Annotated in this window: 26 protein-coding genes and 1 rRNA gene; 12 read left to right on the forward strand and 15 right to left on the reverse strand. The window is 70.6% G+C overall.

Annotated elements, in window-relative coordinates; genetic code table 11:
* A 5S ribosomal RNA gene (rrf, locus tag ACFYNL_RS25410) occupies window positions 1-95 on the forward strand; the annotation flags it as partial.
* A 49-nt stretch (window positions 96-144) separates the two neighbouring features.
* Here the strand turns inward: rrf and ACFYNL_RS25415 are convergent.
* A complete protein-coding gene (locus ACFYNL_RS25415) occupies window positions 145-819 on the reverse strand; it encodes a response regulator (protein WP_388807299.1) in 675 nt (224 codons plus the stop codon).
* The gene (locus tag ACFYNL_RS25420) at window positions 816-2,087 is read right to left on the reverse strand and encodes a sensor histidine kinase (RefSeq protein ID WP_388807300.1); all 1,272 of its coding nucleotides are present in this window, start codon (window positions 2,085-2,087) and stop codon (window positions 816-818) included. Before ACFYNL_RS25420 ends, ACFYNL_RS25415 begins: the two co-directional genes overlap by 4 nt.
* An 86-nt stretch (window positions 2,088-2,173) precedes the next feature.
* Between ACFYNL_RS25420 and ACFYNL_RS25425 the strand changes: the two genes are divergently transcribed.
* On the forward strand, window positions 2,174-2,737 hold the full coding sequence (locus tag ACFYNL_RS25425) for a GNAT family N-acetyltransferase (RefSeq protein ID WP_388807301.1): 564 nt from the start codon (window positions 2,174-2,176) through the stop codon (window positions 2,735-2,737).
* A 51-nt stretch (window positions 2,738-2,788) separates the two neighbouring features.
* Here the strand turns inward: ACFYNL_RS25425 and ACFYNL_RS25430 are convergent, their stop codons facing one another.
* The 7 genes from ACFYNL_RS25430 to ACFYNL_RS25460 all read right to left on the reverse strand — a co-directional run bounded on the left by ACFYNL_RS25430 (window position 2,789) and on the right by ACFYNL_RS25460 (window position 11,100).
* Entirely contained in the window at window positions 2,789-4,444 is a 1,656-nt protein-coding gene (locus ACFYNL_RS25430) for a TraM recognition domain-containing protein (RefSeq protein ID WP_388807302.1), read from the reverse strand.
* Between the two features lie 9 nt (window positions 4,445-4,453).
* Window positions 4,454-5,866, reverse strand: a complete 1,413-nt coding sequence (locus tag ACFYNL_RS25435; protein WP_388807303.1) for an ATP-binding protein — start codon at window positions 5,864-5,866, stop codon at window positions 4,454-4,456.
* A gap of 6 nt (window positions 5,867-5,872) precedes the next feature.
* Window positions 5,873-7,429: an SCO6880 family protein gene (locus ACFYNL_RS25440; RefSeq protein WP_388807304.1), complete on the reverse strand. Its 1,557-nt coding sequence runs from the start codon at window positions 7,427-7,429 to the stop codon at window positions 5,873-5,875.
* Window positions 7,426-8,742 (reverse strand): hypothetical protein, encoded by a 1,317-nt coding sequence (locus ACFYNL_RS25445; protein WP_388807305.1) that lies wholly within the window; start codon window positions 8,740-8,742, stop codon window positions 7,426-7,428. The genes ACFYNL_RS25440 and ACFYNL_RS25445 overlap by 4 nt, the downstream gene beginning before the upstream one ends.
* Window positions 8,732-9,565 (reverse strand): hypothetical protein, encoded by an 834-nt coding sequence (locus tag ACFYNL_RS25450; RefSeq protein WP_388807306.1) that lies wholly within the window; start codon window positions 9,563-9,565, stop codon window positions 8,732-8,734. Before ACFYNL_RS25450 ends, ACFYNL_RS25445 begins: the two co-directional genes overlap by 11 nt.
* 208 nt (window positions 9,566-9,773) lie before the next feature.
* Window positions 9,774-10,082, reverse strand: coding sequence for a hypothetical protein (locus tag ACFYNL_RS25455; RefSeq protein ID WP_004000049.1), 309 nt, complete (start codon window positions 10,080-10,082; stop codon window positions 9,774-9,776).
* A gap of 415 nt (window positions 10,083-10,497) precedes the next feature.
* Complete coding sequence (locus ACFYNL_RS25460) at window positions 10,498-11,100, reverse strand: TetR/AcrR family transcriptional regulator (RefSeq protein ID WP_388807307.1); 603 nt, start codon at window positions 11,098-11,100, stop codon at window positions 10,498-10,500.
* An 89-nt stretch (window positions 11,101-11,189) separates the two neighbouring features.
* Here ACFYNL_RS25460 and ACFYNL_RS25465 point away from each other — a divergent pair, with 89 nt between their 5' ends.
* Window positions 11,190-12,137, forward strand: a complete 948-nt coding sequence (locus ACFYNL_RS25465) for an oxidoreductase (RefSeq protein ID WP_388807308.1) — start codon at window positions 11,190-11,192, stop codon at window positions 12,135-12,137.
* Here the strand turns inward: ACFYNL_RS25465 and ACFYNL_RS25470 are convergent, their stop codons facing one another.
* The 3 genes from ACFYNL_RS25470 to ACFYNL_RS25480 all read right to left on the reverse strand — a co-directional run bounded on the left by ACFYNL_RS25470 (window position 12,138) and on the right by ACFYNL_RS25480 (window position 14,241).
* Window positions 12,138-12,836: an HAD family hydrolase gene (locus tag ACFYNL_RS25470; protein WP_388807309.1), complete on the reverse strand. Its 699-nt coding sequence runs from the start codon at window positions 12,834-12,836 to the stop codon at window positions 12,138-12,140. It abuts the gene before it with no gap.
* A 196-nt stretch (window positions 12,837-13,032) separates the two neighbouring features.
* A complete protein-coding gene (locus ACFYNL_RS25475) occupies window positions 13,033-13,716 on the reverse strand; it encodes a LysE family translocator (protein ID WP_388807310.1) in 684 nt (227 codons plus the stop codon).
* 102 nt (window positions 13,717-13,818) lie between these two features.
* Entirely contained in the window at window positions 13,819-14,241 is a 423-nt protein-coding gene (locus tag ACFYNL_RS25480) for a hypothetical protein (RefSeq protein WP_388807311.1), read from the reverse strand.
* Window positions 14,242-14,379: 138 nt separating this feature from the next.
* Between ACFYNL_RS25480 and ACFYNL_RS25485 the strand changes: the two genes are divergently transcribed.
* The 5 genes from ACFYNL_RS25485 (at window position 14,380) to ACFYNL_RS25505 (ending at window position 19,776) form a co-directional block, all read left to right on the forward strand.
* Complete coding sequence (locus ACFYNL_RS25485; protein ID WP_388807939.1) at window positions 14,380-15,138, forward strand: PIG-L deacetylase family protein; 759 nt, start codon at window positions 14,380-14,382, stop codon at window positions 15,136-15,138.
* A gap of 110 nt (window positions 15,139-15,248) precedes the next feature.
* Window positions 15,249-16,016: a trypsin-like serine peptidase gene (locus ACFYNL_RS25490; protein WP_388807312.1), complete on the forward strand. Its 768-nt coding sequence runs from the start codon at window positions 15,249-15,251 to the stop codon at window positions 16,014-16,016.
* A 49-nt stretch (window positions 16,017-16,065) separates the two neighbouring features.
* Window positions 16,066-17,823, forward strand: a complete 1,758-nt coding sequence (locus ACFYNL_RS25495) for a serine/threonine protein kinase (RefSeq protein ID WP_388807313.1) — start codon at window positions 16,066-16,068, stop codon at window positions 17,821-17,823.
* 100 nt (window positions 17,824-17,923) lie between these two features.
* The gene (locus ACFYNL_RS25500) at window positions 17,924-18,868 is read left to right on the forward strand and encodes an NlpC/P60 family protein (RefSeq protein WP_388807941.1); all 945 of its coding nucleotides are present in this window, start codon (window positions 17,924-17,926) and stop codon (window positions 18,866-18,868) included.
* 197 nt (window positions 18,869-19,065) lie between these two features.
* The gene (locus tag ACFYNL_RS25505) at window positions 19,066-19,776 is read left to right on the forward strand and encodes a phosphatase PAP2 family protein (RefSeq protein ID WP_388807314.1); all 711 of its coding nucleotides are present in this window, start codon (window positions 19,066-19,068) and stop codon (window positions 19,774-19,776) included.
* Window positions 19,777-19,913: 137 nt separating this feature from the next.
* Here the strand turns inward: ACFYNL_RS25505 and ACFYNL_RS25510 are convergent, their stop codons facing one another.
* Both ACFYNL_RS25510 and ACFYNL_RS25515 read right to left on the reverse strand, forming a co-directional pair.
* Window positions 19,914-21,470 carry an FAD-binding oxidoreductase gene (locus ACFYNL_RS25510; RefSeq protein WP_388807315.1) on the reverse strand — a complete coding sequence of 519 codons (1,557 nt, stop codon included), beginning with the start codon at window positions 21,468-21,470 and terminating at the stop codon, window positions 19,914-19,916.
* Between the two features lie 86 nt (window positions 21,471-21,556).
* Window positions 21,557-21,736: a hypothetical protein gene (locus ACFYNL_RS25515; RefSeq protein ID WP_388807316.1), complete on the reverse strand. Its 180-nt coding sequence runs from the start codon at window positions 21,734-21,736 to the stop codon at window positions 21,557-21,559.
* Window positions 21,737-21,861: 125 nt separating this feature from the next.
* Here ACFYNL_RS25515 and ACFYNL_RS25520 point away from each other — a divergent pair, with 125 nt between their 5' ends.
* Both ACFYNL_RS25520 and ACFYNL_RS25525 read left to right on the forward strand, forming a co-directional pair.
* Window positions 21,862-22,698 carry a hypothetical protein gene (locus tag ACFYNL_RS25520; RefSeq protein ID WP_388807317.1) on the forward strand — a complete coding sequence of 279 codons (837 nt, stop codon included), beginning with the start codon at window positions 21,862-21,864 and terminating at the stop codon, window positions 22,696-22,698.
* A gap of 109 nt (window positions 22,699-22,807) precedes the next feature.
* Window positions 22,808-22,984, forward strand: a complete 177-nt coding sequence (locus tag ACFYNL_RS25525; RefSeq protein WP_019754303.1) for a hypothetical protein — start codon at window positions 22,808-22,810, stop codon at window positions 22,982-22,984.
* 39 nt (window positions 22,985-23,023) lie between these two features.
* On the opposite strand, the gene ACFYNL_RS25530 is transcribed toward ACFYNL_RS25525, so the two are convergent.
* A complete protein-coding gene (locus ACFYNL_RS25530; protein ID WP_388807942.1) occupies window positions 23,024-23,428 on the reverse strand; it encodes a metal-sensitive transcriptional regulator in 405 nt (134 codons plus the stop codon).
* A 236-nt stretch (window positions 23,429-23,664) separates the two neighbouring features.
* Between ACFYNL_RS25530 and ACFYNL_RS25535 the strand changes: the two genes are divergently transcribed.
* A complete protein-coding gene (locus tag ACFYNL_RS25535; RefSeq protein ID WP_352246668.1) occupies window positions 23,665-24,285 on the forward strand; it encodes a DUF47 family protein in 621 nt (206 codons plus the stop codon).
* Window positions 24,286-24,294: 9 nt separating this feature from the next.
* Window positions 24,295-25,293, forward strand: coding sequence for an anion permease (locus ACFYNL_RS25540; protein ID WP_388807318.1), 999 nt, complete (start codon window positions 24,295-24,297; stop codon window positions 25,291-25,293).
* The last annotated feature ends 40 nt before the right edge of the window (window positions 25,294-25,333 follow it).

The following is a 25,333-nucleotide window of genomic DNA, read 5'->3' on the forward strand; positions in this document are numbered from 1 at the left end:
AAACGCCCGGTTACATTCCGAACCCGGAAGCTAAGCCTTACAGCGCCGATGGTACTGCAGGGGGGACCCTGTGGGAGAGTAGGACACCGCCGAACAAATTTTGAGAAAAGGCCCACACCTTTATGGTGTGGGCCTTTTTGCGTTTCAGGACGGCTGTACCAGTCCGGTGTCGTACGCCAGAATCACCGCCTGGATTCTGTCCCGGGAGCCTGTCTTGGCGAGGATGCGGCCCACGTGGGTCTTCACCGTGGACTCGGCCAAGTGGAGGCGCCCGGCTATCTCGGTGTTGGTCCAGCCCTTGCCGACCACCGTGAGGATTTCGAGCTCGCGGTCGGTGAGTGCGGTCAGGCGGGCGTCGAGGGGCATGGTGGTGCCGTCGGGCGTGGTCCGTGCCGGCAGGTGGTGGACGTACGCGTCCAGCAGGCGGCGGGTCAGGCTGGGGGCGACGACCGCGTCGCCTGTCGCCACGGCGCGGATGCCGGAGAGGAGCTCCTCCGGCTGGGCGTCCTTGACGAGGAAGCCGGAGGCTCCCGCGCGAAGGCCGGCGTAGGCGTACTCGTCGAGGTCGAAGGTGGTGAGGATCAGGACCCGGGTGCGGTCGCCGGCGGCGGTGATGCGGCGGGTGGCCTCGATGCCGTCCAGGCCGGGCATGCGGACGTCCATCAGGACGACGTCGGGGTGCAGTTCCGCGGTCATGCGGATCGCCTCGCTGCCGTTGGACGCCTCGCCGAGCACCGTCATGTCGTCCTGGCTCTCCAGGAGCATGCGGAAGCCGAAGCGCTGGAGAGGCTGGTCGTCGGTGATGAGGACGGTGGTCACTGCGGGGTTTCCTCCGGGAGACGCAGATGGACGCGCCAGCCCCGTTCGGGCTGGGGGCGTGGGCCGGCCTCAAGTGTGCCGCCGTACAGGGCCGTTCGCTCGCGCATTCCGGGGAGGCCGCGGCCACCCGTGATGGCGGCGGGACCGGTGGGGCCGGCGCTGCCGGTGTCGGTCACGGTGGCGGTGACGGCGCCCTTCTCCTCGTAGGAGAGTGAGATCTCCGCCGTCGTGCCGGGGCCGGCGTGTTTGAGGGTGTTGGTCAGGGCTTCCTGGACGACGCGGTAGACGGTGAGCTGGCGGCCCGCGGGGAGGCTCGGGGTGCCGTGGACGGTGATGCGGACGGGGAGGCCGGCGGCGCGTACGCGGTCGAGGAGTTGGTCCAGGTCGGTGAGGGTGGGCTGGGGGGCCAGTTCGGGGTGGGAGGCGGTGGGGGCCTCCTCGTCGCGCAGGACGTCGAGGAGGCGACGCAGTTCGCCGAGGGCCTGGCGGCTGGTGGTGGCGATGGCCTGCAGGGCCTGGGCGGCGCGCTCGGGGGACTTGGCGGCGGCGTACTGGCCGCCGTCGGCCAGGCCGGTGATGACGGAGAGGTTGTGGCCGATGATGTCGTGCATCTCGCGGGCGATGCGGGCGCGTTCGGCCGCGGCGGCGAGCTGGGCCTGCTGGTCGCGTTCGATCTCCAGGCGGCGGGCGCGGTCCTCCAGGGCCTCGGTGTGGTCGCGGCGGGTGCGGACGGTGATGCCCACGGCGACTGCCACGGCGATCGACATCAGGACCGGGACGATGTCCTTGTCCGGGCTCCCCTGTGGGTGGCGGGCCGCCAGCACCGCCATGGGGGTGGTGATGAGGGCCGTCGCCCACCACAGGTTGCTCGTACGGCGGCGCAGGGCGATGTGGAAGACGACGAGGAGCTGGAGCAGAAACGCCTGGAGGGCGATGCCCGTCCAGGCGTTCACCAGGGCGAACGGGGCTATGGCGAGGAGTACGGCCCGGGGATGCGACCGGCGCTTGAGGAGGGGGACGGAGAGACCGAGACTCAGGAGGAGGACCAGCCAGCGCGGGTTGTCGTGGTCGCGGGCCACGTTGAGCCAGCCGCCGCCGTAGTAGTCGATCAGAGCGGCCGTCACCCAGAAGCCGGTGAGCTGCAGGTCCCAGACGAGGGGGTGGCGGTGGTCGAAGGCGCGTACCCGTCGGCTGATGCGTTGGACGTGCTGGGTGAGGGGTTCCGTGGCTCGCTCTTGCCTGGCCTGCTCTTGCGTCACGTCGTCCATGGTGCGCGGTGCCGTACCTGCGCGGACAGGACCGTGGGCACTATTCCAGGTGAGGGATGTCGTACCCGGGTACTACGGTGGCCGTCATGAGCACCCTGAGTCCCGGCGCCTACGTCATCCGGTCGATCCGTGCCGACGAGTGGCCTGCCGCCAAGGAGTTGAGGCTGGCCGCGCTGCAGGACCCGATCGCTCCGCTGGCCTTCCTGGAGACGTACGAGGCCGCTGTGGCCCGGCCCGACTCGTTCTGGAAGGAGCGGGCGGCCGGTGCCTGCGAGGGGGCCGACCGGGCGCAGACGATCATCGCGGAGCGGCCGGACGGGGTGTGGGTCGGGACGTTGACCGTGCTGGTGGAGGAGCCGGGGACGACCGACTGGGCCGGGTTTCCGGTGGAGCGGAAGCAGGGGCATGTCGTCGCTGTGTTCGTGCGGCCGGAGGAGCGGGGCAGCGGGTTGACCGATGTGCTCTTCGACGCCGGGCTTGAGTGGGCGTGGTCGCGGGGCGCGGAGCGGGTGCGGTTGATCGTGCACGAGGAGAACGGGCGGGCCCAGCGGTTCTACCGCAAGGTGGGGTTCGTGCCGAGCGGGGTGACGGTGCCGCTCCCCGGGGCGCCGGGGGAGACCGAGTTGGAGTTCGTCCTTGAGCGGCCGTGACCGGCCGGCTGAGAGACGGGTGCGGGTGCTCGTGCGGGTGTGACGTCTCGGTCACACCGGGAGTTCGTCGTGCGGCCAGCGGGAGCGGGCCTGTTCCCGGGACCGGAGCAGGGCCAGGGTCGGCATGCCCCGGTCCGCTCCGGTTGCCAGCAGCTCCGGGAGCTGGGGAAGCGGAGCCACGGCGGCGACGTCGTCCAGGACGAGCGTCAGTGGTGGGTCGAGGCGACCGGAGGATGACCGTTCGGCCATGCGCCGGCCGCGCTCGACCACGTTCGAGACGAGGGCCGTCAGCAGGGGCATCGCGCCGGGGTTGCTCCTGGGGTCCTCGATGGATTCACCCACCACATAAAGCGTGCCCGCTTCGTGAACAAAGGAATCCAAGGCGAGGGCATCAGTTCGGTTTGGAGTGCAGGCTTCGCGGATGTTGACCGTGAGGAGGGCCGAGAGGGCTCTGCCGGTCAGTTCATGGGCCATGTCCCGGCGTTCGGGGTGGGCCGTGAGGGCGGCTTCGAGCTCGCCCGCGGCGCCCGGCGCGGCCTTCGGGTTCGTCCGGAGGGTGCGTACGGCGTCCTGGACCTGGGTGCCCTGGGACCAGCGGTGGACGTGGCGCATCGTACGGCCGTCGATGGCCGCGGCGTGCAGGTAGCTGCGCAGGAGCGTCTCGGCGGTGTCGCTGACCGCTTGGTCGAGACGGGAGGTGGGGCGGACCGGGGTCAGGAGCGCGGATGCTCTTGAGGCCGCTGTCCCCTTGTCCTCGCAGCCCGCCACGGGGGACCAGTGGAGGCGGGCCGGGGTGTCGCACAGGTGCGCGGGGTCGTAGAGATGGACCGGGCCGAGCTTGGACCTGGCGTCCTTGGTCTGCTCCCACAGGGCGGCGTTCGAGGTGATCACGAGGGTGGGGCCCGGCGCGTCGTGTACCGCCTGGGCCGCGGTCGTCTGGCGGCTTTCCTTGGGAGCCACCAGGATCTTCTCCCATCCGCCGTGTTGTTCGACGGGCGGCGGGCTGTGCGCCTCGGTCCATGACACCGGGCCTGCGCCCATGCCCACGCCCGCGCCCACGTCCGTGCCTTCGCTGGGCGCTGTGCGTTCGGTCGTCGTGGTCGGCCCGCCGGAATCGGGGTGCGGTGCCGGTGACGGGTGCATCGGTGAGGGGTGCATCTGCGTCGGGTGCACTGGTGACGGGTGCGCCGGCGACGGGTGCGCCTGTGTCGGCTGCGGCTGCGGCTCCGTTCTCGGGGCCGGGACGTCGGCTTTGACGAGGGTGGGGGAGGGCGGACCGGCAGGGTCCGGCTCCCCCTCGACCCGCGTCTTCCCCGCCCGCCGCGCCGCCCTGACGGCTCGCCAGCGGGCCACCGTCCCCAGGACGAACACCGTGAGGACGATCAGGATCATCAGCTGGCCTATGAACAGGCCCCAGAAGAGCCCGTATCCCGAGAACTGGTTCGCCGGCGCGTCCGGCCAGGCGCCCGGGATGTCGTGGGGCTGCTCGATCAGATGGCGCATGGCCAGCGGGGTGCGGGCGAAGGTGACGCCGGTCGGCCACGAGCCGTGCGCGAACCACGCCGCCAGGCCCGTCGCCGACCACACCAGCACGGTCATGCCCAGGAGGAAGGCGAGCAGGCCGATCAACAGGCCGTCGGGGATGCCTCCCTGAACCTCCCGGTGGTCCCTGCCGTCCCGGTGTGCGCGGCGGTCGTCCGGTCTCAACGCTTCTCCTTACGCCACCGTCGATTCGGAGTCGCCGAGGTGCTGCTCCACGAAGGCCGCCGCCCGTTCCTCCGCCTCCAGCTCGGCGGCGCGCAGCGCGTCGTCGGCCAGGTGGTCGCTCGACGACTCGGTCATCGCGCGGTCGGTGAAGACCAGGGGGCGTTCGGTCTCGGTGACCAGGTGTTTGACGACCTGGACGTTGCCGTTGACGTCCCAGACGGCGATGCCGGGCGTGAGGGAGGGGATGATCTCCACCGCCCAGCGCGGCAGGCCCAGTACGCGGCCCGTCGCCCTCGCCTCGTCCGCCTTCTGGGCGTAGATGGTCCTCGTCGACGCCATCTTCAGGATCGCCGCCGCCTCCTTCGCCGCCGCGCCGTCCACGACGTCCGAGAGGTGGTGGACGACCGCGACGAAGGACAGGCCGAGCCGTCGGCCGAACTTGAGCAGACGCTGGAACAGCTGGGCCACGAAGGGGCTGTTGATGATGTGCCAGGCCTCCTCGACCAGGAAGATGCGCTTCTTCCGGTCGGGGCGGATCCAGGTGTGCTCCAGCCATACGCCGACGATCGCCATCAGGATCGGCATCGCGATGGAGTTGCGGTCGATGTGGGACAAATCGAACACAATGAGCGGTGCGTCCAGGTCGATGCCGACCGTCGTGGGGCCGTCGAACATGCCCCTGAGGTCACCGTCGACCAGACGGTCCAGCACCAGTGCCACGTCCAGGCCCCACGCCCGTACGTCGTCTATGGCGACGTTCATCGCCTCGGCGGACTCCGGCTCGGGGTGCCGTAGCTGCTCGACGATGTCGGTCAGGACCGGCTGGCGTGCGACGATCGTCTCGTTGACGTAGGCGTGCGCGACCTTCAGCGCGAAGCCGGAGCGCTCGTCGAGGCCGTGGCCCATCGCGACCTCGATGATCGTGCGGAGCAGCGCGAGCTGGCCCGTGGTCGTGATCGACGGGTCGAGGGGGTTGAGGCGGATGCCGTGGTCCAGGGCGGCCATCGGGTCGAGCCGGATCGGCGTTATCCCCAGCTCCTGCGCGATGAGGTTCCACTCGCCGACGCCGTCCTCGCCCTGGGCGTCCAGGACGACGACCTGGCGGTCGCGGAAGCGCAGCTGCCGCAGGACGTAGGTCTTCTCCAGGGCCGACTTGCCGTTGCCGGACTCGCCGAGGACCAGCCAGTGGGGGGCGGGGAGCTGCTGACCGTACAGCTGGAAGGGGTCGTAGATGTAGCCCTTCCCGGAGTACACCTCGCGGCCGATGATGACGCCCGAGTCGCCGAGGCCGGGGGCGGCGGTCGGGAGGTAGACCGCCTGGGCCTGGCCCGTCGACGTGCGCACCGGCGGCCGGGTCGTCTCGACCTTCCCGAAGAGGAAGGACGTGAAGGCGTCGGTGAGGACGGACAGCGGGTCCCGCATCAGGTCCTACCTCCGAATGCCGGTGGCGAAGGGGAGCGTGTTGACGAATGCCCGGTGGTGCTCGCGGTCGCACCATTCCAGCTTCAGATACGACTTTCCGGCCGACGCCCGGATGGTCCGCTTGTCGCGGGCCAGCGCCTCGGGGCTACGGGAGGAGACGGTGATGTAGCCGACGAGGTTCACTCCGGCGGCGCCGCTCGCGAGGTCCTCGCCGCGCTGGTCGAGACGGTTGTGGGCGGCGACGTCGCGCGGGTCCACGGTGCGGTTCATCTTGGCGGCGCGGCTCGCCTCCGCCTCGTCGTTGGTCTTCTCGGTCAGCATGCGTTCGATGGCGACCTCGGTGGGTTCGAGGTCCATCGTGACGGCGACCGTGCGGATGACGTCCGGGGTGTGGACGAGCAGCGGCGCCAGGAAGTTGACGCCGACCGGGGTCATCGGCCACTCCTTCACCCAGGCCGTGGCGTGGCACCAGGGGGCGCGCGTGGAGGACTCCCGCGTCTTCGCCTGGAGGAACGTCGGCTCCATGGCGTCCAGCTCGGCCGGCCAGGCGTTGCGCTTCGTCATCGCCTGGATGTGGTCGATCGGGTGGTCCGGGTCGTACATGGAGTGGATGAGGGAGGCGAGGCGGCCCTGCCCGAGCGGCTGGCGGACCCGGATGTCGGCCTCCTGCAGGCGCGAGCAGATGTCGGTGAGCTCGCGGGCCATGACGACCGCGAGACCGGCGTCCCGGTCGATCTTGCCGCCGTGTGTGCGGGCGGCCCGGGCCATCGCCAGGGCCTCGGCGGACAGTTCGCGGGTGAAGTGCATGCAGGCGACGAGGTACGCGCGGTGCTGCTCGCTGCTCGTCGACACCATGGACTGCAGTTGGTCGTACGACTGCTGCAGCCAGCCCGGGGAACGGTCGTCGCCGCGTACGGCGACGTCCTTGGCGTGGGCGTCGGGGTCGGCGGGGAGGGTGCGGGCGAGCATCTGAAGGCGCGTCACGAAGCCGTCGCCGTTGGCGACATGCTTCAGCAGGGTGCCGAAGCGGTCGACGAGGGCCTCCTGGTCCTCGGAGTCCCGCAGGCCGACGCCGGGCCCCTCGATCTCGATCGCGGCCGTCACCGTGCGGCGGTCGGCGTGCAGCAGTACGGCGATCTCGTCCGGCCCGAACGGCGCGGCGAGCCAGGTGATGCGGCCGATGCCCGGGGGCGGGCCGACCTCGACCTCGCGGCCGTCGATGTGGGTGCCGGCCTCGATGGCGCCGGAGCGGTAGGTCGTGCCCTGGCGCAGGGTGCGCTTGTAGCTGCGGTTGATCTCGAACCACTTGTAGAAGGTCCGCTGCTTGTACGGCACGTAGACCGCGGCCAGCGCGAGCATCGGGAAGCCCATGAGCAGCACGATGCGTGCGGACAGGACGGGGACGAGGAGGCCGCACATCATGCCGAGGAACGCGCCCGCGATGATCAGCGCGATCTCGCCGGTCTCGCGGTTGCGGCCGACGATCGCGTTCGGCCGGGCGCGGCCGATGAGATATGTACGGCGGGGCGTGACCGGATGGGACACGTGGGACTCGGTCGTCAACGCCCGTCACCTCCTGAACGATTGCTGTTGCGGGTGTTGCTGGCGTGAGGGGTGTTCACCGTGCTGCTCGAACGGGGTGCGGGTGCGGCGGAGGGGACAGATCCGCCGCCCCCGTTCGAGGAGCGCGAGCTGTGCGCGGCGACGCCGCCGGAGGCGGGGTTGGAGGGGCGTGCTCCGCCGGCGTTGCTGTCCGCGCGGGTGCTGTGGGCCTTGATGCCCTGGGCGACGAGGGTCGCCGGGGAGCTGATGACGGCGGCGGCCTTGCCTTCGGCGCCGCGCATGATGCGGTTGTTGCGGGAGCCGGCGAGTTCGTCGCCGAAACCGGGGACGAAACGGTAGATCATCGCGCTGGCGAAGATGGCGAGCAGGATGATGGCGAGGCCGGAGACGACGGCGGAGAAGGCGTTCGGGCCGTCGTCGGCGGACAGGGCGCCGGCGAGGCCGAGGACGATGACGATGACCGGCTTCACGAGGATGACGGCGATCATGATGCCCGCCCAGCGGCGGACGTGGCCCCACAGGTTCTTGTCGACCAGGCCCGCGTAGACGACGGTGCCGAGGAGGGCGCCGACGTAGAGCAGGGCGGCGCGGATGACGAGCTCCAGCCACAGGACGCCGGCGGCGAGGATGCTGACCAGGGAGACGACGATCAGCATGATCGGGCCGCCGCCGATGTCCTCGCCCTTCTCCAGGGCGCCGGAGAAGGTGCCGAAGAAGGTGTCCGTCTGGTCGCCCGTCGTCTTGGCCAGGACGTCCGTGATGCCGTCGGTCGCCGATACGACGGTGTAGAGGATCAGGGGCGTGAACGCGGACGCCAGCACCGTGAGCCACAGGAAGCCGATCGCTTCGCTGATGGCGGTGGTGAGGGGGACGCCTCTCACGGCTCGCTTGGCCACGGCCAGCAGCCACAGGAGAAGCGTGAGGATCGTCGATGCCGCGAAGACGACAGCGTACTGCTGGAGGAACTTGGCGTTCGTGAAGTCGACGTTCGCGGTCTCCTGCACGGCGTCACTGAGCTGGTTGACGGTCCATGCGGCGGCGTCGGCACAGCCCTTGGCGAGGGAGGAGAGGGGGTCGAGGGTGGAGGTGGGGTCGGTGAGGGAGGGGGTGCCGCCGGAGCGGTTGGAGCCGCCGTTGTCTTTTTCGCAGTAGTCCTTGGCGGGGCCGCGGATGAGGTCGCAGGGGTTACTGCTGCCCGACGGTGTGGGCGAGGGGGTCGGGGCGGCGACGGCGTGCGTGGCCAGCAGCACGGCCGTGGTCTGTACGGCGGCGAATGCCGCGGTGACCTTGAGGAAGTGGCGGTTAGCGCGCATACGTGAACCCTCCGTACTCCTCGACGGCCTTCGTCATGTCGTCGGCGGTGGAGGCCCTCTGATCCCGGCCGACCGGCACGGGCCCGTCCTTCTGCTGGAAGTCAGTGACCTTCCAGTCGTTGTCGACCCACGTCAGCTGATAGGTCGTGGTGTACCAACTCTCGGAGACCGGGTTGGTGGAGCCGTCGCCGGACAAACCGAAGAGGGAGGTGTACCAGACCTCGACAGTGGCGGCGTTCGCGCTGAACGACGTGGTCTTGGTGCCCACGGGGATGACACGGGAGATGAACGACTGGCCCGCCGGCGCGGCACCGTCCTTGTCGAGGCCGATGTTCGCCAGGAACTCCTCGCTGGAATACGCGTTGTCCAGGTCGGCCTGTCGGTTGGCGGCGACATCGGGGGCGTAGACGGTGTTCACGATCTCGTGCCGTCTGGCGGTGTTGAACATCTCCGCAGACCCCAGAGCTACGGAGTAGTTCGCCGCCGCACTCTGCGCCCCCTCCTCATCCCGAGCGAACCCCGCCGGGATCCCCCCGGCCTTCCCCTCCACCGGCTTGGAGCCGCTGGCTGCCGTTGTTGAGGAACTCGGCTGGTTCTCGTCCCCCGCACCCTGAGCGGAGTCATCGCCTCCACGGTTCGCGAAGGCGATCGCCGCGATGAGGAGGACGACCACGCCCACCACGGTGACCAGGCTCCGCGACGACGAGCGGCCGCCCCGCCGCCCGCCCCCGTACACGTCGGTGCCGCTCTCCGGCAGCCGTGTCCTGGTCTGACCGGTGCCTCCGTAGCCGCCGGAGGTCTCCCGTTCGTCTCCGAGACTCATGCCGCGTACGCCCCCTCGGCGTCGGATGAATACACGTAGGAGTACGACGGTAGCCGTGCTGGTTCCCGCGTGGGCGCGGTGTGGTGACTCGACATCAGGGAAACGCAACCTCAGCCGGTTGGGCACGACGGGTGGGTGGGGGACTGGGGGGACCGGGCGTGCCCGGAGCGGACGGAGGGATCGAGGAGCGAGGAGCTCGACGGGGCGGCTATACGGCCATGCCGTACACGATGGTGAACAGCGTGCCCAGTGAGCCGATGATGAAGACGCCCGTCAGTCCGGCGATGATCAGACCCTTGCCCTGCTCGGCGCTGAACGTGTCGCGCAGCGCCGTGGCGCCGATGCGCTGTTTGGCCGCGCCCCAGATGGCGATGCCGAGGCAGATCAGGATGGCCACCGCCATCACGACCTCGATCATCACCTTCGCCTCGTTGCCCAGGCTGCCGAAGGGACCCCAGTCCGGAGCGATCCCGCCGATGATGGTGTTGATGTCGCCCTTATCGGCCGCAAAGAGCATGTAAGTCACCGCCCCTGTTGGGTAGTTCCGCAGTTCCCCTGCGCTGCGCAGAGGTCAGGCCTCATTCTCGCCGACATTGTCGCCGTCGTATGTCGACTTGGCGTCATTGATGGGCGGGATTCGTACGAATACCTCGTACGGTCACTCTGTGTATCACGGCAGGTCACGCCGGGCAATGAGGCCTGAGCGGAACCTGGTGTGTGGTTCCGTCGTTACCCCTCTTCACCCCGGGGGCCGTTTCTGACGGCCGGTCGGGTGAGTGGTCGTGCCCGTGTTCTGCGGGTGAAGGCTATCCCGGGTGGGCGAACGGGGCGTGCCGGGGTGCGGGCGCCGTGGTGGGGGGTGGTGACGGTGGGTCAGGCGGTGCGGGGTAGGGCGGCGGTGGCAGCGGGTGGATGTTCCCGTGGCCTTCGGGTCAGCGGGGCTTCAGGCCGTGCAGCAGGTGGTGGACGAGGCCCTCTACGCCCGCCAGGGCCGCTTCCGGGGTCAGCCAGCCGGCGGTGATGAAGGCGGACACTCCGTGGAGGGCGGCGCCGGTGACGAGGTTGAGTTCCTCAGGGTCGCCGTCGATGATCTCGCCGCGCTTCTGGGCGTCCGCGAGGACGCGTTCGAGGCTGCCGACCGTGCGGTCGACGGCGGCCGCCATCTGCTCGGAGGCGCCGGGGTCGTGCTTGCGGGCGTACATGAGCTCCAGGAGCTCGGTGTTGTCGACGGCGAAGCCGAGGTAGGCCCTGGCCAGCGCGATGAGGCGCGGCTCCAGGGGGAGTGCGGGGTCGTCGGCGGCGCTCAGGGTCTGGGCGAGCCGTTCGTACCCCGCCAGGGCGAGCGCGTTGAGCAGGGCCTGCTTGTCCTTGAAGTGGCGGCCCGGGGCGGCGTGGCTCACGCCGACGTCGCGCGCCAGTTCGCGCAGTGAGAGGGAGGCGACGCCCTTGTCACGCAGGGTGCGTTCCGCGGCGGCGAGCAGGGCGGCGCGCAGGTCTCCGTGGTGATAGGGGCGGCTCTCGTGCATGCGCACCATCGTAGCTTGATGTTGGCGATGCCATCATTGTTGGCGTCGTCACTATTGTTGTCATTGACAGCATTGTTGGCGGCGCCTACATTCGAGGTATGGCTGACCACATGAAGAAGAGCGACAAGGCATGGGACGCGACCCGCCTCCCCGACCTCACCGGCCGCACGGCCGTCGTCACCGGCGCCAACAGCGGCATCGGGCTCACGGCCTCGGACGCGCTGGCCCGTGCGGGCGCCCACGTCGTGCTGGCCGTACGGGACCTGGAGCGGGGGCGGGCGGCCGCGGCGAAGGTGCACGGCAGCACGGAGGTGCGGCGGCTGGATCTGGCGGATCTGTCGTCGGTGCGGGAGTTCGCGGACGGCTGGCAGGGGCGGCCGCTCGATCTGCTGATCAACAACGCGGGCGTGATGATGCTGCCGCGGCAGCGGACCGCGGACGGCTTCGAGATGCAGTTCGGCACGAACCACCTCGGCCACTTCGCGCTGACCAACCTGCTGCTGCCGTACGTCACGGACCGGGTGGTGACGGTGTCGTCCGGTGCCCACCGCTGGTTCGGTGCGCGGATCCGCTTCGAGGACCTCGACTTCACCTCCGGCTACGACCCGCAGCGCGCCTATGCCCAGTCGAAGCTGGCGAACCTCCTCTTCACGCTGGAACTCCAGCGCCGCCTGACGGAGGCCGGATCCCCGGTGCGCGCCGTCGCGGCGCACCCCGGTTACGCCGCCACCAACCTCCAGAGCCACGCGGGGAACCCGGTGATGCGGGGGCTCATGAAGTTCGGCAACAGGTTCCTCGCCCAGGACGACAGGGCGGGCGCGCTGCCGACGCTGTACGCCGCCACGCAGGAGCTGCCCGGCGCGAGCTACGTCGGTCCCGACGGGTTCGCCGAGATGCGGGGTGCGCCGACGCTGGTGGGGCGGACCGCGGCGGCCAGTGACGCGGCGGTGGCACGGCGACTGTGGACTGTGTCGGAGGAGTTGACGGGGGCGAGCTGGCCCTCGGAGCGGGTGGAACGGCCGGACCCGGCGGCCGCTGAGCGCTAGCTAGGCGGTTCGGCGGGCGGTGGCTCGGCCCAGTCCTGCGGCCCAGGCCGACAGTTCGGGTGTGTCCAGGGTGGCGCCCAGCCAGTCGTGGTCGAGGCCGGCGCCGGGCAGGGACGGCACGACCGCCACGTAGAGCCCGGCGGTGCGGGCCGCGGAGACGCCGGTGGCCGAGTCCTCGAAGGCCACGCAGTGCTCCGGCGCCGCGCCGAGCGCCTCGCAGGCCCTGCGGTAGAGGTCCGGCGCGGGCTTGGGTGAGCGGACCTCGTCGGCGGCGAACGAGTGGGTGAAGCAGGAGGCGAGACCGGCCGATTCCAGTGCGGTGTCGAGCAGTTCGCGAGGGCTGTTGCTGGCCACGGCGATCGGTACGGCCGCCCGGCAGGCGCGCACCAGTTCCGCGGCCCCGGGGAGGGCGGCGGCGCCCCGGGCGAGCTCCCCGCGGACCCCGTCGAGGAGTTCGGCGGCGAGCTCGGGGCCGGCTCCCGGTCGTCCGAAGTACTCCGCCATGGCAGCTGCCGCGGCCTCCACGGTACGGCCGATGAGCAGGGCCTTCTGTGCGGGGCCGAAGGGATGGCCGTGCGCGGCGAAGAGAGCCCGCTCCGCGACTGTCCAGCAGCGTTCGGTGTCGACCAGGAGGCCGTCGCAGTCGAAGACGACGGCTTGGGGGGCGGTGGGGAGGGGGCGCGGGCGCGTGGGGTGCATGAAGGGCGCTGTCCTTTCGCTTCGGTGAGCCGATTGCCGGGGGTGAACTGATCGCGGTGGGTGGGGCGCCGTGCCGACGGTCGCGGGCGTGGGCGTGGCCATGGCGGTGCGGCGGTGGTGGGCGTGGTGGTGGCGGGCCTGCGATGGCGGTGGCCGGCGTGGCGGCGGCGGTGGCGGGCGTGGCGGTCCACGCGGGTCACTCCGCGAACGCCAGCCGGACGCCGAAGGCGGCGATGACCGTGCCGGTGAGGCGGTCGAGGCGGCGGCGCGCGGCGGGTCGCCCGAGGAGGTCCCGGAGGGTGTGCGCGACGGCGATCAGCGCGCAGGCCCAGATGACGGCGAGCACGACGTGCACGCCGGTCAGGAGCACGCCGGCGGCGACGTGCGGGGCGTCGGCCGGGATGAACTGCGGGAGCACCGCCACGTAGAAGGCGCCCATCTTCGGGTTGAGCAGGTTCGTCGCGGTTCCCTGGCGCCAGCCGCCGAGGAGGGAGTCGTCGATCCGGGGGCCGTCGGTGTCCGCTCCGGGGCGGGGGCCGGGGCGAGGGTCGGCCGCGTCCCCGGTCGTGCGCGGGCGGTCGGCCGGGCGGTGCCAGGTGGACCAGAGCATCCTGCCGCCCATCCACACCAGGTACGCGGCACCGGCCCAGCGCAGGATCTCGTAGGCGAGGTGGGACGCGGTCAGCAGGGCGGTGATGCCCAGTGAGGTGAGCACGCCCCAGACGAGGGTGCCGCTCTGGATGCCGAGGACGACGCCCCAGGCGCGCCGGCGCCGGCCGAGTGCGGCGGTGCGCAGGACGAGTGCGGTGTCCAGACCGGGGGTGAGGGTGAGCAACCCCACCATCAGAGAGAACGTCCCCAAGGTGTCCATGGCGATCATGGATGCTCACCCTAGGGTGGAGGGCGGGGTGAAGCTACCGATCCTGCCCGGAATCGGGCAGGCGGCAGGGGTTTCGGTCGTCCTTTTCAGATGTTCGTCGCGTCAGGACTCCGGCTGGGTCACGGTCAGGGCCCATCGGATGCCGTCCGAGGAGGCGTCGACGGTCACGAAGAACGAACCGGGAGGGACCACGCCGGGGGCCATGGTCACCGAGCCCACGCCGGCCTCCCCGGCCGGGCAGTCGACCGAGAACGCGGCGACCTGCGTGTCCCGCGACGACTCCATCGTCACGTGCACGCTGCCACCGCCCTCACAGGCCACGGTGAGCACGGTGGGCAGCCCCTCCCAGGCGCCCCCCGACACGACACCCCCGTCTCCCGTCCTCTCCTCCACCCACACCAGGCCGTCCGGTCCGGGGTGCGGCAGCAGTACATCGGGCGACGCGGCGGCGGGTGCCGCCCCGAGGCCGGTCAGTCCGCCGACCACCAGTGCCGTCACGGCCAGAGCGCGACTGGTTCGTTTCACGTTCGTTCCCCCTGAACATCGTTGGCGCTTAGGCCAGTTGCTCGGTCGAGGCACAGTCTGCCGGGGCGGACGACCCCATGTCTGAGCTTTTGTCCTCAGGGGTATGCCGCAACGCGGAGGTGACCGCCCATGCCGCCGATGCCGGTTCCGAGCCTGCTCGCCGTGTTCGCCCACCCGGACGACGAGTCCCTGTTCTCGGGTGGAGTGCTCGCCCGCCATGCCGCCGCGGGCGCCCGTACGGCGGTCGTGACGGCGACCTGGACCCCGGGCACCCGGCGCGGTACCGAACTCGCCCAGGCGCTGCGCGTACTCGGTGCCGGGGAGCCGCTGATGCTCGGCTACGCCGACGCCAAGGTGCCGCACTCCGCGCCGGGCAGCCCCCGGCTGTGCGAGGCGCCGCTCGACGAGTCGGTGGGGCGGCTGGTCGCCCATATCCGGCGGTTCCGCCCGGAGATCGTGGTCACCCACGACGCCTACGGCGGCCTGACCGGCCACCCCGACCATGTGCACACCCACCGCGTGACCGCCCTCGCGGTGCAGGCGGCCGGACTGGAGCGGCTCTACCCCGAGGCCGGTGCCCCGTGGCAGCCGAGCGCCCTCTACCTGGCCACCCACCCGCACTCGGCCCTCGACGCGTTGAGCGAGCTGGCCGGTGCGGGAAAGGCGATGAACACCGTCCCCGACGAGCGGATCACCGCGACCGTCGATGTGAGCGCCTGGCTGGAGCAGAAGTGGGCCGCCGTCCTGGCCCATCGCAGCGAGGTCGAGCGGGGAGCCGCACCGGGCCTGCTCGCCGGCTTTCCCGCGGCCGTCCGCGAGCGGATCCTCGCCACCGAGTGGTACATCCGCCACGACCTGGTCCCCGGTGGGCCGCACCAGACGGAACTGACGGCGTGAATCACCGGTCCGGGACGCCGCCCGTACTCCCCGCCCGGACCGTGGCTCGCCCGGGAGGGCGTCAGGCGATCTGACGTTCCTCTCACCTTCGTCCGCCACAGTGGCCCCCGATGAAACAGCCCTCCCGCCCCCTCGCCACCCGGCTCTCCCTGTACGCCGCCTGCCTCCTGCTCGCCTGCACCCCGGCCTCCTCCGCGGCCGGTGACGCCGGCGCCGGTCCTCTTGGGGTGAGCGCCGTCACCGTGGCGACGGCGCGGAACGCGCGGGTAGGGGCGCTGTTCGCGGCCGGTCGCCGGGATCGTCTGCGCGGCAGCCACTTCTGCACGGCATCCGTCGTCCACAGCCCGCACCGCTCCCTCATCGTCACCGCCGCCCACTGCCTCGACGCAAGGACGGGCGCGCTGGTCTTCGTGCCCGGGTACCGGGACGGCCGGGCGCCGTACGGGGTGTGGAGCGTCAGGAGGTGGTTCCTGCCGCGGGGGTGGACCGAAGGGCGGGACGAGGACAGTGACGTGGCGTTCGCCGTGCTCGGGAAGCGGGACGGGGAGGGCGTCGAGGACGTCGTCGGCGCCAACCGGTTCGTCACGGGTGCGGCGACCGGGGCCGAGACCGTGACCGTCACCGGCTACCCGGACGCCCGCGAGGCGCCGGTCAGCTGCGCCAACCGGCCGAGTCCGCGCGGTCGTACGCAGCAGCGCCTCGCATGTCCGGGGTTCAGCGGGGGGACCAGCGGCAGCCCGTGGGTCGGCGGGGACGGGCAGGTCGTGGGCGTGCTCGGAGGGCATCAGGGGGGTGGGTCCACGGCCGACGTGTCGTACAGCGTGGTGCTGGGGGCCCGGGCGGCGGCGCTGTACCGGCAGGCGGCGCGGGATCCGTGATCCGCAGGGCGTGCCTGCGCCGAACTCGGCTCTGTGGCAAGGTCGGTCCGTGGACGCACTGAAAGATCGGGATCCCGCGCACATAGGCGCATACACGCTGCTCGCACGGCTCGGGGCGGGTGGAATGGGACAGGTCTACCTGGCTCGGTCGCCGGGTGGGCGGCTGGTCGCGATCAAGGTGATCCGTGACGAGATCACCGACCATCCGGAGGCACTGGCCCGGTTCCGGCGGGAGGTCGAGACCGTGCGGGCCGTGCGCAGCGCGTACACCGCCAACCTGATCGACGCGTCACTGGACGCCGCGCCCTACTGGCTGGCCACGGAGTATGTGTCGGGGCCGACGTTGGGCGGGGCGGTGGGGGAGCGGGGGGCGTTGCCCGCCGACAGCGCACGGCGGCTGTTCGCGGCACTGGCCGAAGCCCTGGCGAGTGTGCACGGGTACGGCGTGACCCACCGGGACCTCAAACCGCAGAACGTCATCCTGTCTCCTCAGGGGCCGCTGCTCATCGACTTCGGGATCGCTCGTGGCGTGGCCGACACGGCTCTCACGCAGACCGGACTGGCGCCGGGCACCCCGGGCTACACCGCGCCCGAGGTGCTGATCAGCAATCAGGTCGGTGCGGCGGCCGACGTGTTCGCGTTGGGGGCGACGCTCGCGTATGCCGTGACGGGGCGGCCGCCGTTCGGTTCCGGTCCGACCCATGCGGTGTCGTACCGGGTGGTGCACGAGGAGATCGACCTCGACGGGGTGGAGCCGGAACTTGCCGCGCTGATACGGGAGTGCGTGGCCAAGGAGCCGGCCGCGCGGCCGGGACTCGACGCGGTCATCACACGCTGCGCGGTGTCGTCCGCGCTCGCCGAGGATCAGTTCTACGCGAGGCTCAGCACCGAAGCCGAAGCCGTGCCCCAGGACCTGGAGGCGGCGGTGGCGGCAGGGCTGGTGCCACCAGGGCACGGGGCGCCGACACCACCGGCGTATCAGCCGACCGTCGGGCCCGGGTACGTGCCGACGGCCCGACCCGGGTACGTGCCGACGCTCACGCCCTCCGCGCCGACCGCCGTACCGCGGCCGCCCAGGTCCCGCCGTACCCCCTGGGTCGTGGCCCTCGCGGTCGCGCTGGTGGTGGGCACGGCCTCCGCGGTGGCGTTGCGGGCGCTCGACGACGGAGGCGACGGCTCCGAGGAGGGGCGGGGCGGTGGCAAGTCGCCGACGGCTTCGGCGTCCACCGGCGCCGCGCCCGTCGAGGTGGCGAAGTACATCGTCAACGACCGGATCTCCCGGGACTACTGGACCCTGTCCGACGAACCCGACGAGGCGGCCCGCGGCATCGGAGAGTGCAGACAGGTCGGTGGCGTCCCTCCGGCCGGGGAACTCCAGTACAGCGTGGGCGACGCCGACGACCCCGAATCACCGACCGTGTCGGAACGGGCGAAGATCGCCTTCCGGTTCAAGTACGCGGAACTCGGCACCAAGAAGCCGGAGCCGTACTACGTCTCGGTGGGGGTGAAGCCGCCGCACGAGATCGACGCCGACACGGGCAAGCCGTACGACGTGATGATGGAGAGCAAGAACATCGGCTACACGAGCAGGCCCGTCGACATCTACAAGTACCGGAAGACCGGCGACTTCATCGAGCTGACGTACCCCGACGACTTCCGCAGCCACTACCCGAACGGGAAGACGTACCCGCCGATCCCCGTCGCCAACGACCCGGGTGACTGGACGGCGGTCCTGTACCACGTCAAGGGCGGGCCCTCCGACTACGAGAGCATCGGTTGCACCGGCTTCCGGGTGGGAAACTCCTAGACTGGCGCGGGCGGGACTCCCGGCGGGCGAGGGGCGGTTGACGGTGCGTAAGGCATGGATCGTGGCGGGTGCCGCTGTCGCGGCCGGGCTCAGCTTCGTGATGCTGCTCGTCGTCGGGGTCTACATCGTCGCGGGAAACCTCGCCGGCACCGTCGGCGGAGCGGCCAAGACGCTGGCCAAGGGGGCCGTACCGGCCGCCTACGCGGACCTCGTGCGCAAGTGGGGCAATCTGTGCCCCGCCATCAACCCGGCGCTCCTCGCCGCCCAGTTGTACCAGGAGAGCGGTTTCAACCCGAACGCCAAGAGCCCGGCGGCGGCGCAGGGCATCGCGCAGTTCATCCCGGGGACCTGGGCCACGCACGGGATCGATGGCGACGGGGACGGCGACCGCGACGTATGGGATCCGAATGACGCGATTCCATCGGCCGCGAAGTACGACTGCACGCTCGCCTCGTACGTGAAGGACGTGCCCGGCGACCCGACGAAGAACATGCTCGCGTCGTACAACGCGGGGGCGTACGCGGTCATCAAGTACGGGGGTGTGCCGCCGTACAAGGAGACCCAGAACTACGTCAAGACGATCACGACCCTGGAGGCGAGCTTCGCCGCACCCACGACCCGCGTCGACCCCTCCGAGCAAGCCGCCGGGGCCATCTACTACGCCCAGAAGAAGCTCGGCACGCTCTACCTCTGGGGTGGTGACGGTACTGCTGAGGACGGTGGGCGGTTCGACTGTTCGGGGTTGACCAAGGCCGCGTACGAGAGTGTCGGGATCACGTTGCCGCGGGTCGCCAACGACCAGTGGAACGCGGGGCCGCACCCGGACCGGGACGAGTTGCTGCCCGGGGATCTGGTGTTCTTCTCGGACGACCTCACCAACTCCCGGGCCATCCGGCATGTGGGGATTTATGTCGGTGGCGGGTACATGATCGACGCACCGAGAACAGGTGCTGTGATCCGGTTCGACCCGATCGACACCCCCGACTACTTCGGGGCCACCCGGGTCACCGAAGATGGCGCGAAAGCGCTCCCCACGACCGTGTAGACGGAGTGTGAACCGCCCCCCTGAACTGCGGCGATGGGTCTCTCTTCGATAACGTCTGCGTGATCATTCAGTGGAGTGTGGAACGTATCAACGGGAGCCGTGCGTTCCTGGTGTCGTAGCCGGATCTACAACCACGGGGGTGGGCGGAACGGCGTACGCAGGATGCGCCGGAGAGAAGATGAAGGGGCCGCAGCATCATGGCTGGACTCGCAGAATCCGGGTCGAACCCCGACGTCGAGCTGCTTTACGACATCAATGGCCTGGCCAAGGACGCCCCGGGCTGGTTCGACCGGGTCATGGAGTACGTCGGTGAGTACGGGATCCTGCTCGCCCTGATCATGCTCGGACTGTGGTGCTGGTGGTCCGTGCGGCGCCGGGGCGCGGAGGACGCCGCCTCGTCGGTGGCCGCGCTGGTCTGGGCGCCGCTGGCCGCGGGGGTCGCGGTGCTCGTGAACGTCCCGATAAGGGGCTTCGTCGAGCGGCCCCGTCCTTTCAACACGCATCAAGGACTTGAAGTCCTGGTGGCCGGCAAGACCGACTACTCGTTCGTGAGCGACCACGCGACGATCGCGATGGCCCTGGGGGTCGGGTTGTTCGTCGCCAACCGCAGGTTCGGGCTGATCGGGATCGGGCTCGCGCTTCTCGAAGGCTTCTGCCGGGTCTACATGGGCGTGCACTACCCGACCGACGTCGTGGGCGGGTTCGCGCTCGGCACGGCCGTCGCGCTGCTGCTCTCGCCGCCGGCCATGGCCCTGCTGACGCCGTTGATGTCCGCCATCGAGCGCTCGCCGCGGGGCGGGTGGCTGATCAGGGCGCGGGGCGCGTCACGGGCGGGTGGACAGGACGCGGTGATCCCCGGGGCCCGGAAGGAGCCCACGGGGGCGGAGGAACGGGACCTGGCCGCCTAGCCGGGTCGGCCGTCCGGATCATGCCGGCGTCGCAGGGCGCATGCCTCTGCCTCCCCCGCGACGCCCGGCACGTACGCTCCCTCGACGCCACGCCACGCTCCCCCGCCGCCACGCCCCGCCCTGGTGCCCCGGCTCCGCTACAGGGCCTGCGGGTAGGTGAAGAACCGCTGCGGGTCGTACTGCCTCTTCAGCTGCGACAGGCGCGTCGCCGCGTCCCCGTAGTACGCCTTGCGCCAGTCCCTCAGACCCGGGTCGGTGTAGTTCTGGTACGCGGCGCCCGAGGCGTACGGGCGCATCGCGTCATGGGCCGACTTCAGCCAGGCCTGCGAGGCGGAGCCCGTCGTGCCGGCCCGCCAGGAGCCGATGTACTGGGCCAGCATCCGGGAGCGGCGGTGGACGAAGGCCGTCGCGGTGGGGGAGACGCGATTCACGGCGCCGCCGAGGGCCGTGAGGGCGATGCTGCCGGCGCCGCCGCGGACCGACTGGACCTGCCTCATCAGGGTCTGGATGCCGGTCGACGAGAGGGAGCGGTCGAAGAAGTCCGACTTCGCCGCGTACGTCTCACGGCCGAGCGCGCCCTGCGGTGACCGGCCCGGAGTGGAGCCGGGGAGGTGGCACTGCGCGTCCGTCGCGAAGGACGAGCAGCCGGCGTAGAGCTCCATCGACTCCTCGTACGAGCGGCGCCTGAGGGCGACCCTGGTGGCGGGGCCGGGGCCGCCGGGGCGGTCGGCCAGGCGGTCCACGGCGTTCTGGAGCTCGCGGTAGGTGCCCAGGGAGAACGCGGCGACCGAGATGGTGGGGGTGCCGCCCGCGTGGTTCGCCAGGTGCAGGGAGGACCAGATCTCGTCGGGCTGGGTGGGACCCCACTCCTGCCAGGCTTTGATGAGCTTGGCCGCCTTCGACCAGGGCCAGGTCATGTACGCGGTGACGGCCTGGGGCGCGGGGTGGGTCCTGAAGTGCAGTTCCGTCACGACGCCGAAGTTGCCGTTGCCGGCGCCGCGCAGGGCCCAGAACAGGTCCTTGTGGGTGGTGGCGTTCGCGGTGAGCTGCTTGCCGTCGGCCGTGATCAGCGTGGCCTGGGTGAGGTTGTCGCAGGTCAGGCCGTAGGCGCGGGAGGTCACGCCGTGGCCGCCGCCGAGGGTGAGGCCGGAGACGCCGACGGTGGGGCAGGAACCGGCGGGGATGGTGGTGCCCTTGGCGGCGAGGGCGCGGTAGACGTCGATGAGTTTGGCGCCGGCGCCGATCACCGCGGTGTTGCCCGAGGCGCGTACGCGGTTGAGCTTGGAGACGTCGATGATCAGGCGGTTGGTGCCGGAGGACCAGCCCGCGTAGGAGTGGCCGCCGTTGCGGATGGCCACGCGCAGGTCGTGGGCGCGGGCGTAGGCGAGGGTGGTGCGGATGTCGTCGGGGTGGGCGACGTAGGCGACCGCGGCCGGCTTCAGGGCGTCGAAGCGGGTGTTGTAGAGCTGGTGGGCCGGCTTCCAGTCGGCGTCCCCGGGGCGTATGAGGGGGCCGTCCAGGTCCCGGGCGAGGGCGCTCCAGTTGGCAGGGCCGCGGGAGGAGGCGGTGGTGCGCATGGAGGTGTTCGTGCGGGTGGCCGACTCGGTGCCTGTGCCCGTACTGCCGTTGCAGGCGGTGGTAGCCAGGGCGGTGAGCGCTGCCGCGCCGCCGCCGATGAAGGTACGCCGTTCCATGTCGCCTCCTGGGGGGGGTTCCGTGGAACGAGACGGGGTGGTGAGGGCCGGGGTTCCATGGATCCCTCGGGCGGCACCCCGGGGCGTCAGATCCCGCCGTGACCTTCCGCGTCGGATCGGGCCAGGCTCCGTGCGCGTCTCGCCGGGCCCCACCAGCCGCAGGTGCAGTGGGCCGAGCAGAAGCGGCCCTTCTCCACTGTCGTCGTGCGGTGCTCCTGGGAGTCGCGGGGTGTCGGGGGAGACGAAGGTCCGTCCTGCTGCGCCACACCGGCAACGTTACCCAAGGCAAGTAAGGCCAACGCCTCCGGCGGCGTGACGGGGGCACCTACCGGTCGTTAACCGGAACGACAAGGGGCCCGTGACGGACGTACCGGCTGGGGGTAGGACGGCGATGACGGAGCGGCAGCAGCGCAGGCGGAGGCATGGGGCGGGCGTCGCGGCCGGCGTCCTGTGCGTCTGCCTGGCCGGCAGTGGATGCGCGCAGAGCGGGGCGGCCGCCGACTCGCGGGGGAGCGACGCCCTGAAGGTCGTGCGGGACGCCGCCGACGCGCTCGTCGGTGCCCGCACTTCCAAGGCCCGTACGTCCATGGAGATGGCCACCGGCGGCACCCGTGTCACCATCCGCGGTGAGGGCGTGTACGACTTCCATGAGCGGGTGGGGCGGTTGAAGGTTCTGCTGCCCCAGGACCCCGCCGGGGCGACCGCCCGTAGGCCGATCATGGAGCTGCTCGCTCCCGGGGCCCTGTTCATGAAGAACCGCGGCGCCGGCGTGCCCGCCGACAAGTGGGTGCGCGTCGACACGCGGTCGCTGTCCGACGGGAACCTCGTCACCGGCGGCGCCACCGATCCGTTCGCCGCGGCCGAGGTGCTGCGCGGGGCGCGGACCGCGACGTACGTGGGCGAGAAGGACGTCGACGGTACGGCTGTGCGGCACTACCGGGGCACCGCCGACCTCGGCGTCGCCGCCCGGAAGGCGTCCCAGGGGAACAAGGAGGCCCTGGCCGCGGCGGCGAAAGGGTTCGCCACGGATCAGGTGCCGTTCGACGTCTATGTCGACGACGCCGGGCGGATCCGCAAGGTCAGGCACCGGTTCAGCTTCGTCAACGGGCAGCAGGAGGGTGCCGTGGCCGTGGCCTCGACGACCCTGCTGTACGACTTCGGAGCCCCCGTCGACGTACGGCTGCCGCGGAACGACGACATCTACGCCGGCAAGATCGCCGAGGAGTGAGCGTCGGCGTATGCGTGCGTGACGGGCGTCAAGAACTAGCCCGTCCGTGCCATGCGCGGTGTGTAGCCGCTCCCTACTCTAGGAAGTCGGTGACGGCAGAGAAGAGGTGATGCACGTGGCTCCGGTCGGCGGTACGGCAGTTCAGGACCACGTGGCCCTCGCCGAGATCGAGCTGTGCGGAGAGCTGATCATCGCGGCCTCGGCGGCCCGTGAGGACCGGCTCAGCCTGGAGAGCATCGACGAGGTGCTGCGCGTGGCCGAGGAGCGGGACGCCTCGGGCGGCTGAGCCGGCGTGGCCGGCTCCCTTCACACCGCCCGGTTCCCCTCACGTCCGCAGCAGGCGGCCGATCGCCTTCGTCGCCTCCTCGACCTTCGCGTCGATCTCCGCACCGCCCTTGAGGGCCGCGTCGGCGACGCAGTGGCGCAGGTGCTCCTCCAGCAGCTGGAGCGCGAAGGACTGCAGGGCCTTGGTGGAGGCGGACACCTGCGTGAGTATGTCGATGCAGTAGACGTCCTCGTCGACCATCCGCTGCAGACCGCGGATCTGGCCCTCGATCCGGCGCAGCCGCTTGAGGTGCTCGTCCTTCTGCTTGTGGTAGCCGTGGACGCCGTGGTCGTGGTCGGTCACGACGGCCGTGGTGTCCGAGGGAGCCGTGGTGTTCGTCACGGCCGTCCCCGCGGCGCCGTCGGTGGCGGAGGGCGCACCTGCGCCGGCCTCGGTGGTCGTCATCGCGTCCTCCAGACGTAAACCGCTCATATACCCCTACTGGGTATATCGTACCGAACTTTCCTGGGTAGGGGGCCTGTGGCCGTTGACATGAAACGGCCGCTGGACTGGACCACTGGGCAGCCCCCGTGCCGACCACTGTGCCTGATGGGCGACACTGGAGGACGGCCCGATAGCCGTGGCCGGATGATGCGCCTAGCATCAGCCTGACCGAAACCGATGCTTCCTGAGGACCCCACGTGCGATTTCGTCTGACCCCCCGGGAGACGAGCTTCTACGACATGTTCGCCGCATCCGCGGACAACATCGTCACGGGCTCGAAGCTCCTGATGGAACTGCTCGGGGCGGACACCGCCGGCCGGGCCGAGATCGCCGAGCGTATGCGGGCCGCGGAACACGCAGGTGACGACGCCACGCATGCGATCTTCCACCAGCTGAACTCCTCGTTCATCACGCCGTTCGACCGCGAGGACATCTACTCCCTCGCCTCGTCCCTCGACGACATCATGGACTTCATGGAGGAGGCCGTCGACCTGGTCGTCCTCTACAACGTCGAGGAACTGCCCAAGGGCGTCGAGCAGCAGATCGAGGTCCTGGCGCGCGCCGCCGAACTGACGGCCGAGGCCATGCCGCACCTGCGCACCATGGAGAACCTCACCGAGTACTGGATCGAGGTCAACCGGCTGGAGAACCAGGCCGACCAGATCCACCGGAAGCTGCTGGCCCACCTCTTCAACGGCAAGTACGACGCCATCGAGGTGCTCAAGCTCAAGCAGATCGTGGATGTCCTGGAGGAAGCGGCAGACGCGTTCGAGCACGTGGCGAACACGGTGGAGACCATCGCGGTCAAGGAGTCCTGAGGCCCGTCCATGGACACCTTTGCTCTGGTCGTGACCATCGCGGTCGCGCTCTTCTTCACGTACACCAACGGCTTCCACGACTCGGCGAACGCGATCGCCACCTCCGTGTCGACGCGGGCGCTGACACCGCGGGCCGCGCTGGCCATGGCAGCTGTCATGAACCTTGCCGGCGCGTTCCTCGGTTCCGGGGTCGCCAAGACCGTCAGTGAGGGCCTGATCCAGACACCGGAGGGCTCGAAGGGGATGGGCATCCTCTTCGCGGCGCTGGTGGGTGCGATCACCTGGAACCTGATCACCTGGTACTTCGGCCTGCCCTCGTCCTCCTCGCATGCGCTGTTCGGCGGCATGGTGGGCGCCGCGCTGGCCGGCGGGACGACCGTGTACTGGGACGGGGTGCTGGAGAAGGTCGTCATCCCGATGTTCGTGTCGCCCATCGTCGGGATGTGCGCCGGCTACCTGGTGATGACGGCGATCATGTGGATCTTCCGGCGTGCCAACCCGCACAAGGCCAAGCGCGGATTTCGTATCGCGCAGACCGTCTCGGCCGCGGGCATGGCGCTCGGGCACGGTCTGCAGGACGCACAGAAGACGATGGGCATCGTGGTGATGGCACTGGTCATCGCCGATGTCGAGGACTACGGCGACCCCATCCCGGTGTGGGTGAAGGTCGCGTGTGCCGTGATGCTGTCGCTGGGGACGTACGCCGGTGGCTGGCGGATCATGCGGACGCTGGGGCGGAAGATCATCGAGCTGGATCCGCCGCAGGGATTCGCGGCGGAGACGACCGGCGCGTCGATCATGTTCGTCACCGCCTTCCTCTTCAAGGCGCCGATCTCGACGACCCATGTGATCACCTCGGCGATCATGGGCGTGGGGGCGACGAAGCGGGTGAACGCCGTGCGGTGGGGCGTGGCCAAGAACATCATCCTGGGGTGGTTCATCACGATGCCGGCGGCGGCACTGGTCGCGGCCGGCGCCTTCGGGATCGTGCATCTGGCGTTCCTTTAGGAAAACCCCGCCCCACCGGCCCCTCCCGTGAAATCATGGG

The organism is Streptomyces sp. NPDC007808 (assembly GCF_042868655.1).
GTDB lineage: Bacteria > Actinomycetota > Actinomycetes > Streptomycetales > Streptomycetaceae > Streptomyces.

Excerpts from the sequence above, each read along its gene's own strand:
- ACFYNL_RS25420 (WP_388807300.1), bottom strand. The coding sequence starts at position 2,087 with ATGGACGACGTGACGCAAGAGCAGGCCAGGCAAGAGCGAGCCACGGAA.
- ACFYNL_RS25425 (WP_388807301.1), top strand. The coding sequence starts at position 2,174 with ATGAGCACCCTGAGTCCCGGCGCCTACGTCATCCGGTCGATCCGTGCC.
- ACFYNL_RS25435 (WP_388807303.1), bottom strand. The coding sequence starts at position 5,866 with ATGCGGGACCCGCTGTCCGTCCTCACCGACGCCTTCACGTCCTTCCTC.
- ACFYNL_RS25445 (WP_388807305.1), bottom strand. The coding sequence starts at position 8,742 with ATGCGCGCTAACCGCCACTTCCTCAAGGTCACCGCGGCATTCGCCGCC.
- ACFYNL_RS25450 (WP_388807306.1), bottom strand. The coding sequence starts at position 9,565 with ATGAGTCTCGGAGACGAACGGGAGACCTCCGGCGGCTACGGAGGCACC.
- ACFYNL_RS25455 (WP_004000049.1), bottom strand. The coding sequence starts at position 10,082 with ATGCTCTTTGCGGCCGATAAGGGCGACATCAACACCATCATCGGCGGG.
- ACFYNL_RS25460 (WP_388807307.1), bottom strand. The coding sequence starts at position 11,100 with ATGGTGCGCATGCACGAGAGCCGCCCCTATCACCACGGAGACCTGCGC.
- ACFYNL_RS25465 (WP_388807308.1), top strand. The coding sequence starts at position 11,190 with ATGGCTGACCACATGAAGAAGAGCGACAAGGCATGGGACGCGACCCGC.
- ACFYNL_RS25470 (WP_388807309.1), bottom strand. The coding sequence starts at position 12,836 with ATGCACCCCACGCGCCCGCGCCCCCTCCCCACCGCCCCCCAAGCCGTC.
- ACFYNL_RS25475 (WP_388807310.1), bottom strand. The coding sequence starts at position 13,716 with ATGATCGCCATGGACACCTTGGGGACGTTCTCTCTGATGGTGGGGTTG.
- ACFYNL_RS25485 (WP_388807939.1), top strand. The coding sequence starts at position 14,380 with ATGCCGGTTCCGAGCCTGCTCGCCGTGTTCGCCCACCCGGACGACGAG.
- ACFYNL_RS25490 (WP_388807312.1), top strand. The coding sequence starts at position 15,249 with ATGAAACAGCCCTCCCGCCCCCTCGCCACCCGGCTCTCCCTGTACGCC.
- ACFYNL_RS25500 (WP_388807941.1), top strand. The coding sequence starts at position 17,924 with ATGCTGCTCGTCGTCGGGGTCTACATCGTCGCGGGAAACCTCGCCGGC.
- ACFYNL_RS25505 (WP_388807314.1), top strand. The coding sequence starts at position 19,066 with ATGGCTGGACTCGCAGAATCCGGGTCGAACCCCGACGTCGAGCTGCTT.
- ACFYNL_RS25510 (WP_388807315.1), bottom strand. The coding sequence starts at position 21,470 with ATGGAACGGCGTACCTTCATCGGCGGCGGCGCGGCAGCGCTCACCGCC.
- ACFYNL_RS25520 (WP_388807317.1), top strand. The coding sequence starts at position 21,862 with ATGACGGAGCGGCAGCAGCGCAGGCGGAGGCATGGGGCGGGCGTCGCG.
- ACFYNL_RS25525 (WP_019754303.1), top strand. The coding sequence starts at position 22,808 with ATGCACGTGGCTCCGGTCGGCGGTACGGCAGTTCAGGACCACGTGGCC.
- ACFYNL_RS25530 (WP_388807942.1), bottom strand. The coding sequence starts at position 23,428 with ATGACGACCACCGAGGCCGGCGCAGGTGCGCCCTCCGCCACCGACGGC.
- ACFYNL_RS25540 (WP_388807318.1), top strand. The coding sequence starts at position 24,295 with ATGGACACCTTTGCTCTGGTCGTGACCATCGCGGTCGCGCTCTTCTTC.